This is a genomic window from Mycobacterium sp. NGS18 (assembly GCF_059813185.1).
In genome coordinates, this window is record NZ_JCALEC010000007.1 from 17,134 (window position 1) to 29,261 (window position 12,128).

Here is a 12,128-nt window from a genome sequence, read left to right on the forward strand (position 1 = left end):
GGCCGGGGGGATCCGTGAACTTCAACAAAGACGCCGCAATGCGCCCACCCGAGGCGAAACTCGCCGCTCTGGCGGCGGCCGGCCTGGTCGCCGCCGCTCTGGTCACGCCGGTGGCGACGACACCGATATCGGCCGTCGAGCGCGAACTGCTGCTGCTCAGCGGCGCCGACTCGCTGCTGAACGTCCCGCTGAACCTGTTCCAAGCGCTGGTCAACGTGCCCAGCACCGAGATCGGGGCGATGAACATCGTGGGGAACGCCCTGATCTACAGCGGTAACTGGTGGTCGCCGAGCGCGACCAACATCTGGGGAGAGGACCCCGGCGACCCGGGACACTTCATGGGCGTCATCGACATGGCTTTCCCGTTCAGCCAGATCTCCGGGCAGGGCAGTCCGGAACCGGGTGCTCCCGGCTTCGACTGGGACGAGGCAGCAGCTGGGCACCTGGGTCTGGGCCAGCAGTTCACCCTGCTCGCCGATGCCGAGATCCCGACGAGTGCATCCAGTGACGCCGACTACAGCGCGCCGCTGTTGCCCTCGAGCGAGATAACCGGCTCCTCCTTTTTCGACCACAATGCCTGGTTTTTTGCCGCGCTCTCGGGAATGCAGCCCTACCCGATATTCCAGAACTGGTTCCAGGTCCCGCTATCGGATCTGCAGAATGGCTACACCTTTCCCACCGTGATCAATCCGGCGATGGGGATCGGAACCGACGCAGCGGGAAATCCCGACGGCTCGGTGCCCAGCGACCCCACCCTCGGTTTCGTCGGCACCCATCCGGCGACCCCGGCTGACATTGCCAACCTGCCCCAGGACGCCGCCACTCAGTCGCAGGGCATTCACGTCGTCCCCGGCACCGATGAGGTCGTCAACGGCAACGGCAACCCGGTCAACCTGATGCCGTGGTCCAACGAGACGTTCAAGCTCGACCTGTTGTATCCGTTCCAGAACTTCTTCAACAGCCTGCAGGCTCCGGTCGACCTCAATACCTACGCCAGCGGCTTCCAGATCCCCACGTTCGAAGAGTTCGGCCGGGCACTGCAGACCATGGCCGCGGGCCAGATCATCGCTTTCGACCCGTCGTCTCCCGGTGACCCGTTCTGCGGGACCACATGTCTGGCCAATCCGTCGGCGACGCCGCTGGCACTGGTGTCGGAGCTGGACAAGATGTGGCCCGGCAACCCCTACCTGGAGGACTGGCTCACCCGGGCCAATGCGGATAGCCCGCTGAACGCGTTCTACGGGATGGCCAACGGCCCGACTCCGCACCAGGTCGACGTCAATGACGCGGTGTCGCAGTCGCTGCAGCAGTGGTTCGATATCGGCAACCCGTCGCCGGCTAACCCGCCGGCAAATATCGACACCCCGATCGCTTTCGCGCCGTCGCCGGCGATGCAGCAGCTCATCGACTTCATGCAGCAGTCGGGAGTTCAGCAGTTCTTCGCGGACTGGGCGAACTCCGCCGGGTACCAGCCGGTGGACTTCGACGACCTGACCCCGGTGCTCGGGGCGGCCACTGACACCGGGGACGCCGGTGGCGCTGCTGCGGGGAGCGCGGACGGGTTCACCGGGCTGCTCGACGCCTTCGGATTGGGGGACCTGAACGCTTTGTTCTAGGCCGGCGCCACGGGCTCACCCGCTCCTCGCGCAGGCGGTAGCGCGGTGCGGTATCGTCCCGCTGGGCCGACAGCGCGGGTGCTACGGTCCGGCCCGCCCGCTGATATCGACCAGAAGATCAGCCAAAGATGACCATGATGTGCGACTTAGCAGATGTTTGTACGGACCCTATGTAAATTGACTCGTACTCGCTTAGACACCGGGTCGTGACACAGATATGCTGTCACGGTCTGTAGGGACTCAAGGGGGAAATGTGAAGCATGGTGTGACGCGTGAGCGTGGGTATGCGGACGCCGGCCGGCACCGGGCGGCGCCGGAGCGTCGATTTGCGCTCCGCGGCGCCCATCGGGCGGCCTCGCAGCGCCGCCACGTGACCGCGGGGGCGGCCGTCGCCGCCGCGAGCGTCGTGGCGCTGGCTCCGGTCGCTCCGGTCAATCCGTGGACACCGGGACTGACGGCCGCGGAGCGGGCGGTGGCGCTGGCCGCCGAGGCCTCCTTCCTGAACATTCCGTTCAACCTGTTCCAGGACCTCGTCAACATCCCGTTCAACGAGGTGTCGGCCACCAACGTGCTGGCCAACTCGTTCTTCTTCACCGGCAACTGGTTCACCCCGAGCGCCACCAACATCTGGGGTGAGGACCCGGGCGACCCGGGCCACTTCATGGCCGTGATGGACTACCTGTTCCCGTTCGCGCCCCAGCTCTCCGGCCTGTACGACCCCACGATCGACCCGGATGCCCTGGCCAACGGCACCGCGGGCTGGGGCCAGCAGTTCGCGATGTTCGCCGCCGCCCTGCTGCCTATCAGCGCCTCGTGTGACTCGATCCAGTGCTACCCGATGTCGCCGGTCGAGCCGATCACCGGGATCACCGGTTTGGACGCAATGCTGAACTTCTTCGCGAAGTTCACTAACTTCCCCAACGACGACAACCAGCTGGACCTGTTCAAGTACTGGCTCAAGGTGCCGATCCAGGACATGCTGAACGGTTACAAGTTCCCGGACAGCCCGTTCAGCGACCCCGACAACCCCACGTCCGGCGGCATCGCCAACCCGGACGCCGGTGTCGGTGAGGGCGGCGCGGTGCCGGGCGGGCCCATGTACGGCGGGAGCCCATGGTCCGGTGCGGCCCAGCCCGGCTTCGGCTACCCGGGCACGCATCCGCTTCTCGACGAAAACGGCGACCCCGTCCTCGACGAGCACGGCAACCAGATCAACCTGATGCCGTGGGCGGGCCTGGAGTTCAAGCTGGACCCGTTCGGCCCCATGCAGAAGTGGTTCGACAGCCTGATGCAACCGGTCGACTGGAGCGTCAACGGCGACGACCCGCTCACCGGCTTCCACTTCGCCAGCTCGGACGACGTCTTCCAGGCCATGAAAGCCCTGATTGCCGGGATGGTCGTCGACTTCAACCCCTACGTCGCCGGCAGCCCGATGTGTCCGGGACTGTGCAATATGCCGCCGGTCTCCCCGCCGTGGGGGGTGACCACCCTGGACCTGGTCAAGTCGATCCAGGGCATCGGCGCCCCCAACCCACTGATCCAGCAGTGGATCGACCTGACCGAGCAGGAAGCGGCGAACGCCGTCGGCAATGCCAACGGCGGAACCGACGAGCAGATCCTGGCCGGTATCTCGGCGCTGCAGACCGGTATGTTCACCTTCGACGCGGACACCCACAACCAGATCATCGACTCGCTCGCGGCCATCAACCCCTGGTTGCCGGCCCTGGTCGTCAACGGCGGGATCCTGACCGACCCGGGCCTGCTGGGGCCGTGGCCGATCAACCCCGAGACCGGCTACTACATGCCGCCGACCTGGAACCCCGACCTGCCGCTGGACATGCAGGAGATCGGCGACTACGGCGGCAAGAACTCGCTGCTGGTCTGGGACGACTTCCTGCACGCCCTGGACCCCGAGCACGACAGCGTCTATCTGGGGCTCACCGACCTGTGGGCCGAGATGTCGAGCTGGTTCAACTTCTAGACCGGCACACCACAACAGCCCGGCCCGCATCTGCGCGGCCGGGCTGTCGTGCGCTTCCGGCCGGGCGGACTTCGGTGTGACGCGTTGCACTTATTTAACGCTTTGGTAGATTACTCACGTCTCTCAGAGGTACGTCGGCCCACTGCAATCGGAGGATCATCGGGATGGTTGCTGCCCTGCGCTCGTACGGCAGTGCCGGGCTGGCGATCACCACGGCGGGTCTCATCGCCGTCACTCCGGCGGTAGTGCGCGTTCCGGAGCCCACCGCAGTCCACCTCGCGGAGCGTCTCACCGCCGGCGAGTCGTTGGTGAACGTCCCGCTGAACCTGTTCCAGGCGCTGGTCAACATTCCGGCAAACGAGATCCACGCGCTCGACACGCTGTCGAGGTCCCTGTTCTACAGCGGGCCCTGGTTCGTCGGCAGTCCGACGAACATCTGGGGTGAGGATCCGGGCGACCTCGGCCACTTCGAGTCGGTCATCCAGCTGCTGGTGCCGTTCCCGGAGCTATCCGGCGCCGGCCACGAAGGAGATTTCTTCTACCCGGGTCTGGGCCAGCAACTGTCGATGCTGGCCAACGTCGAGATCCCGGTGCACCCGAGTTGTGCCAGCCTGGACTGCCTGCCGGCCATGCCGACCAGCCCCATCACCGGCTTCACCTGGATCGACCAGACCATCTGGAGCCTGCTGATCGCCACCGGCCTGCAGAAGTTCCCGCTGATCGAGAACTGGTTCCAGGTCCCGTTCTCGGACATGATGGACGGCAATTCCTACTACTTCGACCCGAATTCACCGGGCATGATCAACAGCGGGCTGGCCCACGACGGGTTCTACTGGGAGGGCAGCCGCACCCTCGAGCAGCTGGGCCTCAACCCGGAGGACTACCCGAACATCGACCCGGACACCCCGCTGATGCCCTGGGCCGGAACGTCTTACGAGATGCAGTTCGACCAGCCGTTCATCAACTTCTTCAACAGCTTGATGCAGCCCTTTGACCCCGACAAGTTCCAACTGCCTGATCCCGTGGAGTTCGGCAGGGTCATGCAGGCCGTCATCGCCTCGATGCTGGTGGCCTTCAACCCGTTCGTCCCGGGCAGCCCGTTCTGCCCCGGACCGTGCCTGCTGCCCGACCCGGCCGGCGACCTCCTGGACCCCGCCACCTGGTCGCTGCCCAGCTACTACGTGCTGGCGAAGGCGGTCGGTGACCTGTGGCCGGGTAACCCGGTGATCGACCAGTGGCTGGCCCACTACGACGAAGGCACCGCCAACATCTCGACCCCGGAGATCATCGACTACGAGGCCTGGCTGTGGCGGCTGGGTACGGTGCTGCTGGACCTGAAGAATCCGCTTCCGCCCGACGCGGTGATCGACACCACCGACTTCCTGCCTTCGATCGAGCAGATCCACGACTTCTTGGGCGACTACCTCTACAACATCGCCGACAACAGCGGGATCATCGGGCCCTTCGACATGCAAGGGCTCTGGGATGCCGTCTTCGACGTTGCCGCCACCTAGTCGGCCGGCCCGATTCGGACCGGCCGACCGGATGGGTTCTGCGGTGTCTTAGACCCCGATCAAACCGGAGAGGTCCGGCAGGTACGGGTACAGGTCCGGCAGCTCGGTTTCCGGCAGCATCCCCAGGTCGACCTGGGCGGCGATCCAGCCCTGCTCGAACCCGAGCTGCAGTTGTTGGGACACGGTGTCCCAGTCGATCGTCGGCAGGCTCCACGACACCGGCGTGAGGACATCGGCGGGATCGGTGCGGTCATAGCCGAGGTCGACCAACACCCGCAGGGCGGGCTGAATCAGGTCGGCCATCGCCGGGCCGAAGAAAGGCATCCAGCGTATGCCGTCGAGCAACGGCAGATTCTGGGTCGGGATGAGGAAGTAGTCAGTGTTGATGTCGCCCGAGGTCGGCAGCTGTACCGCGTCGGCGACCGCACTCGGGTCGAACGTCGTCGGCCACCCCGGCAGCAGGGCCGGGTGCAGGTTGACGTAGCCGGACATCGCGTTGGCCAATGCGAGGAAGTTCAGCGGATACTTCGGGAAGTCGGTCGCCCCGCTGTACTGGATGGTGTAGATGTCGGTGTGGTAGATGCCGTCCGTAGGCGTCATCGGCATGTCCGAATCGAAGCGGGTGAAGAACCCGCCGTTGGGGTTGCCGAGGTTCTCCAGCAACACGAAGCTCAACTGATCCGGATCCGGCTGCTCGCCGGGCGGCAGCGCCAGCAGGTTGATCATTTCCTGAGTGGCCACCGCGGCGCTCATCGAGTAGCCCCAGACGGTGACATTGTCGCCGTCGGCCAGGTGATCCATGATCGCCTTGTGGATGTCGGCGACCCCCTGGGTCAGCCCGGGGCCGTAGTCGGTCTCCGGTGTGGTCACCCCGACGGGGGTGTAGCCGGGAAAGGTCGTTTGCCCGGGAAAAGGGTTCTGCGGGTTGAGAAAATCGCGCATGACCTGGTCGATGTAGGAGTCCTTCGGGGTGGGCTGAAGCGCCGAGCCCATGATGAGCGCGGTGTCCTCACCCAGGGCGAACCCCGCGTTGAGCATCGAAGTCAACCCCATCAGGCCGGCGCAGCCCCCCGCTGCCAAACCGACCGCCATCCACCGGTAGCCAGAGCGTGTCATCAAAATTCCCCCATTTAGTCCACACACATGTCCGCGTCAGCGTACACAGGAACTCATCCCAGCGCTTGTCGAGGTGTCTAGAATTTGCACCAGCGTCAGATCCTTGCCGCCGCGCGGTCGACGGTGCACCGGACGATAGGGTGAGCCCGTGGCTTTACCAGCACCCGGTCCCGACCGCGCAGCCATCGTCACCGGCGCCTCGTCGGGGATCGGTGCGGCGGTAGCGCGTGAGCTCGCCCGCCGCGGCCACCAGCTGATCGTGGTGGCGCGCAGCGCCGATCGCCTCCACGCGCTGGCCGCCGAGCTGGGTCCCTGGCCGGTGCACGTGCTGCCGGCCGACCTGTCCTGCCGCACCGAACGCGCGGCCTTGCCGGACCGGGTCGCCGAACTGGGCCTGGTGCCCGATGTCCTGGTCAACAACGCCGGCCTGGCGGTGGTGGCACTGGCGGCGACTGCGGAACCGGAGCGCCAACTCGGCCTGGTCGAGGTCGATGTCGCCGCGGTGGTCGACCTGTGCACCAGGTTCCTGCCGGGCATGGTGGAGCGGGGACGCGGTGCCGTGCTGAATGTGTCGTCGGTTGCCGCGTTCGGGCCGCTGCCCGGGCAGGCGAGCTACGGCGCCGCCAAGGCGTTCGTCGCCTCCTACACCGAAAGCCTGCGGGCCGAGTTGCGCGGGACCGGGGTTACCGCCACCGCCCTGTGCCCGGGGCCGGTGGACACCCGATTGGACCTCGCCGCCGGGTTCCGCGAGGGGGAACGGCAACGGGTGTTGCCCGCTGTGATGTGGAAGTCGGTGGACAAGGTCGCTCAGGCGGCCGTCGACGGCCTGGCCTCCGGCAAAGGCCGTGTGACGCCCGGATGGGCCAACCGATTTCTGGTTGCCGCCTACCGTATCGTGCCGCACGGTCCGCTGCTACCGTTGCTGGCGCGGCGCACTCCACTTTCGACGCGCAACGCGGGTAGGGGAGGGACCCGGTTGTCGACGGCGTCAGGGGACGGCCGATCGCCGGACAGGGGGAGCGGTGTGGTGCTTGAGGTGATCGACAAGGGCTGCGTCAGCGACGCCCATCCTGTTCCTTTGCTGTTCGTCCACGGCGCCTGGCACGCCGCCTGGTGCTGGAACGAGCATTTCCTCGGCTACTTCGCCGACCACGGCTACCGCGCGGTGGCGGTCAGTTTCCGCGGTCACGGCACCAGCGGGCTCGACAAGCCGCTGCGGGACTGCACCGTCGCTGACTACGTCGCCGACATCGCCTCAGTTGCCGACAGTCTGCCGGTGCCTCCGGTGGTCATCGGCCACTCGATGGGCGGCCTGATCGTGCAGAAGTATCTGGAGTCGCACGCCGCGCCGGCCGGTGTGCTGATGGCCTCGATCCCCCCGCAGGGCAACCTGGGGTCGAGCCTGCGCTGGCTGCGGCATCGACCGGGGCAGGCCGTGAAGATGGCGATCACCGGAAAGTCACTGCGCTACATCAACACTCCGGCGCAGGCCCGGGAAAAGTTCTTCTCCGCGAACACCCCGGAGGAGGTGGTCGCCGACTGCGCCTCCCGCCTGCAGGAGGACAGTTCGCGGGTCAGCATCGACTGTCTGGTGCTCAAACTGCCTCGCCCCGACCGGGTGACGACGCCGCTGCTGGTGCTGGGCGCCGAACAGGACGCCGCGCACACACAGAAGGAGGTGCGGGCGACGGCGCGTGCCTACCGCACCGAGGCGGAGTTTTTTCCCGACATGGGGCACAACATGATGCTGGAGCCGGGCTGGGAGTCGGTGGCCGACCGGATCCACGCTTGGCTCGGTAGCCGCGGACTCTAGCGCCGTCTCTGGTGCGGCCGTCTCCGCGGCCAGGGCTATCAGTCCTTGGTGAAGTGGTACAGCCGGTAGACGAACTCGCCGTTCTTCAGGGCGCCATTGAAGGTCCAGTCAGTGGCAGCACTGGCGAAGCGCGCCAGGCTGCCGTGGTGGGCGATCATGTCCTGCTTGCGGGCCAGGTTCTTCTCGTTGCCGCGCAGCACCGCCATGCTGATGTCCTCTTGCGACACCAGCCGCAAGCCCGTGTCGGCCAGCTCGGCGTCCCAGCGGGCCAGCTCGCTGCGGCGGCGGAAGTCGGTGTAGAGGAAATGTCCGCCCGGGGCCAGCACCCGTGCCGCGCCGTTGAAGAACTTGGCCGGGTGCGGGTACAGGTGTGAGGCCTCCACTTGGAACACCACGTCGAACGAGCCGTCGTCGAAGGGCAGGTTCTCGGCGTCGCCCTGCACGAACTCCATCCCGGGCAGCTGGTGGCGCTCCCGGCAGAACTCGATCGCGGTCTCATTGAGGTCCAGGCCGGTGTAGGAGGCGGGTTTGAAGGTGCGGGCCACATAGGACGCGCCGCCGCCGTGGCCGCAGCTGACCTCGAGCACCTTCTTGCCGGCCAGATCGGCTTGGGCGGCGGTGCGGTGGTACTGCTGGATGAAGAACCGGTTGGGCTCGTCGGAGGGTTCCAACGGCACCGCCATCGCCGGGTCTTCTTCGTAGCCGTAGTTCAAAAACAGCCAGTCGTCACCGGAGAGCATCTTGGTCTGGGTGGCGAACCGCTTGGTCACGAACGAGGTGAACAGCAGGTGGTAGACGAACGGGTTCGTCATGATTCGGTGGGAGACCGGGTTGAAGATGAGGCGGTTCATCGTGGGCACCGGGGCAGTATGTCACGGCGGGTGGGCCCCGTCGGTGACTGGGTCACGGGGTCTTTGCCGCCTCAGTCGCGCAACTGGCGCATCACAATTCGCTCCCACATCCGGTCGGTCAGCAGTGCCCGGGCGAACACGGTGGCTTTTCCCGACGCTCCGACGATGTAGCGGGGTCGAGGGTTCTTCGACCGGACCGCGCGCAGCACCGCACGGGCGACCACGTCGGCTTCGATCATCACGCCGCGCTTCGCCGACAGCCGCCGGGTGTTGTCGGCGTAGCGGCGTTTGAAGCCGCCGTAGGGGTCGTCGGGGGCGTAGACGGGCTGCGCCTCCTGCTGCGAAGTGACGAACGGCGTGCGCACCGCGGTCGGGTCGAGCAACACCACCCGTATGCCGAACGGCGCCACCTCGGCACGCAGTGACAGCGACAGCGCCTCCATGCCGTATTTGACCACGTGATAGCCGCCGGCGCCCGGGCTGGCGAAGCGCCCCCCGGTGCTGCCGACGTTGACGATGATGCCGCTGCCACGCTCCCGCATGGCCGGCAGTACGGCCTGCGACAGATGCAGTGCCGCAACGACATTGGTTTCGAACAGGTGGCGCAGATCGGTCAGTGGCACCTGCTCGAGCGGACAGGTCAGTGGAAAACCCGCGCTGTTCACCAGGACGTCCACCGCGCCGTGGTCGGCTTCGATCTCGGCGACCAGGCTTCCTACCGCGGACTCGTCGGTGACGTCGAGTGCGCGTGCGATCAGTCCCCGCGATGCCAGGCGTTGCAGCGCTTCGGGATTGCGGCCGACCGCGAACACGCGGTAGCCGGCGGCCTGCAACCGCTCGGCGGTCGCCTCACCGATCCCGCTCGTCGCCCCGGTGACCAGCGCTACCGGCTCGGAACTCATCGGGTGCCGGTACGCCCGGACGGGGCCGCCGCCGGATCCACGCCCGCTTGCGCGGGCACCAACTCGACAGGCAGGTGCTCCAGGCCGCGCATCGTGGCATTCACCAGGTACCGGTGCTTCCCGGCCGGCCGGATCTCGGCGACGTGGGGGATCAGCTGAGTCAGCACCCGGCTGACCTCGATGCGGGTCAGGTGCGTGCCGAGGCAGTAGTGGGCGCCGCCGCCGAACGCGAGGTGGTCGGTCGGATTGCGGTCCAGATCGAAGGTGTCGGGATCGGGGTAGTGCGCGGGATCGCGATTGCCTGCCGCGTACAGCACCAGCACCCGCGCACCGGCCGGGATGGTGTGGTCGCCGACCCGATAGTCGCGGGTCGCGGTCCGGTAGAACCCTTGCACCGGGGAGACCAGCCGCAGCTGCTCTTCGATGGCGGCGGGGATCAGCTCGGGGTGCTCGCGCAGCCGGGTGTAGACGTCCGGGCGCTGTGCCAGCGTGAGAAACAGGCCCGAGATCAGGTTGGTGGTGGTCTCACTACCGGCGCCGACGAGCATCGACGCGCTCCAGAACACCTCGTCGTCGGAGAGGGTGTCCTCGCCGCTCGGAGCCGCCAGCATCGAGATCAAGTCGTCGCCGGGTGCGGCGCGCCGCTCCTTGATCATCGGATCGAGGCTGCGGTGCATCGCGATGACCGCCTTGCTCGAGCGCATGTTCAGGGCCATGCCGCGCGGGGTCAGCGGCGCGAACGCCGCCTCGTTGATGGTGTCGGCCCACTCCAGGAACTGGTGGCGGTCCTCCTGGGGGATCGCCAGCATCATCGTGATCAACCGGTTCGGCAGCGGCTTGGCCAGATCGTTGACGATCTCGACTCGGCCGCGGGTGATCATCTCGTCGACGAGTTCGTCGGCGACCCGGTTGATGTTGACCTCCCACGCTTTCATCGCGCGCGGGGTGAAGGCCCGCGACACCGACCGGCGCAGCCGGGTGTGCACCGGCGGGTCCTGGGCGTTCATCGTCTGCAAGCGGACCCGGAAGCGGGCCTGGCTCTGCGCCGAGGACAACGCCTCGTCGTCGCGCAGTGCCTGCCGGACCTCGTCGTAGCCCGGAATGATCCAGATGCCGCGTTTGCGGCTGTACCAGACCTTGGGACCGGTCAGCAGGGTGCGATATCCCGGGTAGGGGTCGAGCATCGTTTCGCGAGCGAAGGGGTCGAAGTCGGTCAACGGGGCGGTCTCGCGGCCGGTCAGGGCGTACCGGTAGGCGCTCGCCCGGTCCCGGGCCACCCCGACCAGGCCATCGATGCCGATCTTGAACAGGCTGGCGCGGAAGCGAAGCCGACGCGTCAGTTCCCTCTGGTCCATCTGGCTAGCCCCTCGTCACGATCGTCGGGTTTTCAGCGCGATTGGCCCGCGATCGGGCCGACAATGACTGCAGCCGTCACCCTAACCCGGTTTCGCCTCGCCGGTTCACGGGACATCAGCCGGAAAATAAAGCGCCGGAGCGGGGGAACAAGTCCCGGCCCGCTCCGGCGCTTCGAACAGTTCGGTGGAGTCAGTCCTTGACGAGGTCGAAGATCCGGTAGGTGATCTCACCGCGGTCCAGGTCGCGGTAGAACAGCGACCCCTCGACCACCGCGAACTCCCGGGCGAAGCGACGCAGGAAGAACGGCATCCGCTCGTTGATCAGCTCGTTGGAGCGCGGCGAGTTCGCCGCCAGGCCGCGGACGACCTCCCGGCTGATGTCGCGCTCGTTGAGCACCCGCAACGGCGGGGTGGCCAGGGTCTGCTGCCAGGACCCGATGTCCTCCTTGGCGCGGAAGTCGGTGTGCAGGAAGTGCCCGCCCGGACGCAGCACCCGGCCCACCTCACGAACAAACTGCGCGAAGTCGGGGTAGATGTGCGAGGCCTCGACGTTGACCACTGCGTCGAACGAGTTGTCGGGGAACGGCAGGTTCAGTGCGTCGCCCTGCACGAACTCCAAGCCCGGCACCTGGTGGCGCCGCTGGCAGAAAGCCACCCCGTCGGGGTTGAAGTCCAGGCCGGTGTAGGAAGCCGGCTTGAGGGTGCGGGCCAGGAACGAGGCGCCGCCGCCGTGGCCGGAGCTGACCTCCAACACCTTCTTGCCGGCCAGGTCGATCTGGGTGGCGGTCTGGTGGTAGAGCTGGATCGAGTACCGGTTCTCTTCGTCGGCCGGATCGAGCTTGAGGCCCAGCGGCGGGTCCTGCTCGTAGCCCCAGTTCAGGAAGACGACGTCGTCGTGTCCCATCCGCTTGGTCATGAACGGGTACCAGTACTTAAAGGCCTTCTTGTACAGCGGCATTGCCGAGATCCGGTAGACCAGA

At 66.7% G+C, this 12,128-nt stretch carries 8 protein-coding genes and 2 pseudogenes; 5 read left to right on the forward strand and 5 right to left on the reverse strand.

Annotated elements, in window-relative coordinates:
• Positions 1 to 14: 14 nt before the first annotated feature.
• The 3 genes from AC5Y31_RS14395 to AC5Y31_RS14405 all read left to right on the forward strand — a co-directional run bounded on the left by AC5Y31_RS14395 (position 15) and on the right by AC5Y31_RS14405 (position 5,111).
• Positions 15 to 1,616 (forward strand): hypothetical protein, encoded by a 1,602-nt coding sequence (locus tag AC5Y31_RS14395; protein ID WP_499981096.1) that lies wholly within the window; start codon positions 15 to 17, stop codon positions 1,614 to 1,616.
• A gap of 265 nt (positions 1,617 to 1,881) precedes the next feature.
• Positions 1,882 to 3,597, forward strand: coding sequence for a hypothetical protein (locus AC5Y31_RS14400; protein WP_131810575.1), 1,716 nt, complete (start codon positions 1,882 to 1,884; stop codon positions 3,595 to 3,597).
• A gap of 164 nt (positions 3,598 to 3,761) precedes the next feature.
• Entirely contained in the window at positions 3,762 to 5,111 is a 1,350-nt protein-coding gene (locus AC5Y31_RS14405) for a hypothetical protein (protein WP_065025253.1), read from the forward strand.
• Positions 5,112 to 5,159: 48 nt separating this feature from the next.
• Here AC5Y31_RS14405 and AC5Y31_RS14410 read toward each other — a convergent pair whose 3' ends face one another.
• Positions 5,160 to 6,227 carry a PE-PPE domain-containing protein gene (locus tag AC5Y31_RS14410; protein WP_499981098.1) on the reverse strand — a complete coding sequence of 356 codons (1,068 nt, stop codon included), beginning with the start codon at positions 6,225 to 6,227 and terminating at the stop codon, positions 5,160 to 5,162.
• A gap of 148 nt (positions 6,228 to 6,375) precedes the next feature.
• On the opposite strand from AC5Y31_RS14410, the pseudogene AC5Y31_RS14415 reads away from it, so the two are divergent.
• Together AC5Y31_RS14415 and AC5Y31_RS14420 are read left to right on the forward strand one after the other, a co-directional pair.
• Positions 6,376 to 7,167 (forward strand): annotated as a pseudogene (locus AC5Y31_RS14415) (SDR family NAD(P)-dependent oxidoreductase); the annotation flags it as partial.
• Positions 7,168 to 7,362: 195 nt separating this feature from the next.
• Positions 7,363 to 8,040, forward strand: a pseudogene (locus tag AC5Y31_RS14420) (alpha/beta hydrolase); the annotation flags it as partial.
• Positions 8,041 to 8,078: 38 nt separating this feature from the next.
• Here AC5Y31_RS14420 and AC5Y31_RS14425 read toward each other — a convergent pair.
• The 4 genes from AC5Y31_RS14425 to AC5Y31_RS14440 all read right to left on the reverse strand — a co-directional run bounded on the left by AC5Y31_RS14425 (position 8,079) and on the right by AC5Y31_RS14440 (position 12,106).
• Positions 8,079 to 8,891 (reverse strand): phthiotriol/phenolphthiotriol dimycocerosates methyltransferase, encoded by an 813-nt coding sequence (locus tag AC5Y31_RS14425; RefSeq protein ID WP_064853944.1) that lies wholly within the window; start codon positions 8,889 to 8,891, stop codon positions 8,079 to 8,081.
• A gap of 71 nt (positions 8,892 to 8,962) precedes the next feature.
• A complete protein-coding gene (locus tag AC5Y31_RS14430; protein WP_499981099.1) occupies positions 8,963 to 9,793 on the reverse strand; it encodes an SDR family NAD(P)-dependent oxidoreductase in 831 nt (276 codons plus the stop codon).
• Positions 9,790 to 11,148, reverse strand: coding sequence for a cytochrome P450 (locus tag AC5Y31_RS14435; protein WP_064853836.1), 1,359 nt, complete (start codon positions 11,146 to 11,148; stop codon positions 9,790 to 9,792). The genes AC5Y31_RS14430 and AC5Y31_RS14435 overlap by 4 nt, the downstream gene beginning before the upstream one ends.
• 190 nt (positions 11,149 to 11,338) lie before the next feature.
• Positions 11,339 to 12,106, reverse strand: coding sequence for a phthiotriol/phenolphthiotriol dimycocerosates methyltransferase (locus AC5Y31_RS14440; RefSeq protein WP_499981396.1), 768 nt, complete (start codon positions 12,104 to 12,106; stop codon positions 11,339 to 11,341).
• Positions 12,107 to 12,128 lie beyond the last annotated feature (22 nt).

Coding starts and splice junctions, on each gene's coding strand:
- AC5Y31_RS14405 (WP_065025253.1), top strand. CDS start 3,762: ATGGTTGCTGCCCTGCGCTCGTACGGCAGTGCCGGGCTGGCGATCACC.
- AC5Y31_RS14410 (WP_499981098.1), bottom strand. CDS start 6,227: ATGACACGCTCTGGCTACCGGTGGATGGCGGTCGGTTTGGCAGCGGGG.
- AC5Y31_RS14425 (WP_064853944.1), bottom strand. CDS start 8,891: ATGAACCGCCTCATCTTCAACCCGGTCTCCCACCGAATCATGACGAAC.
- AC5Y31_RS14430 (WP_499981099.1), bottom strand. CDS start 9,793: ATGAGTTCCGAGCCGGTAGCGCTGGTCACCGGGGCGACGAGCGGGATC.
- AC5Y31_RS14435 (WP_064853836.1), bottom strand. CDS start 11,148: ATGGACCAGAGGGAACTGACGCGTCGGCTTCGCTTCCGCGCCAGCCTG.
- AC5Y31_RS14440 (WP_499981396.1), bottom strand. CDS start 12,106: ATGCCGCTGTACAAGAAGGCCTTTAAGTACTGGTACCCGTTCATGACC.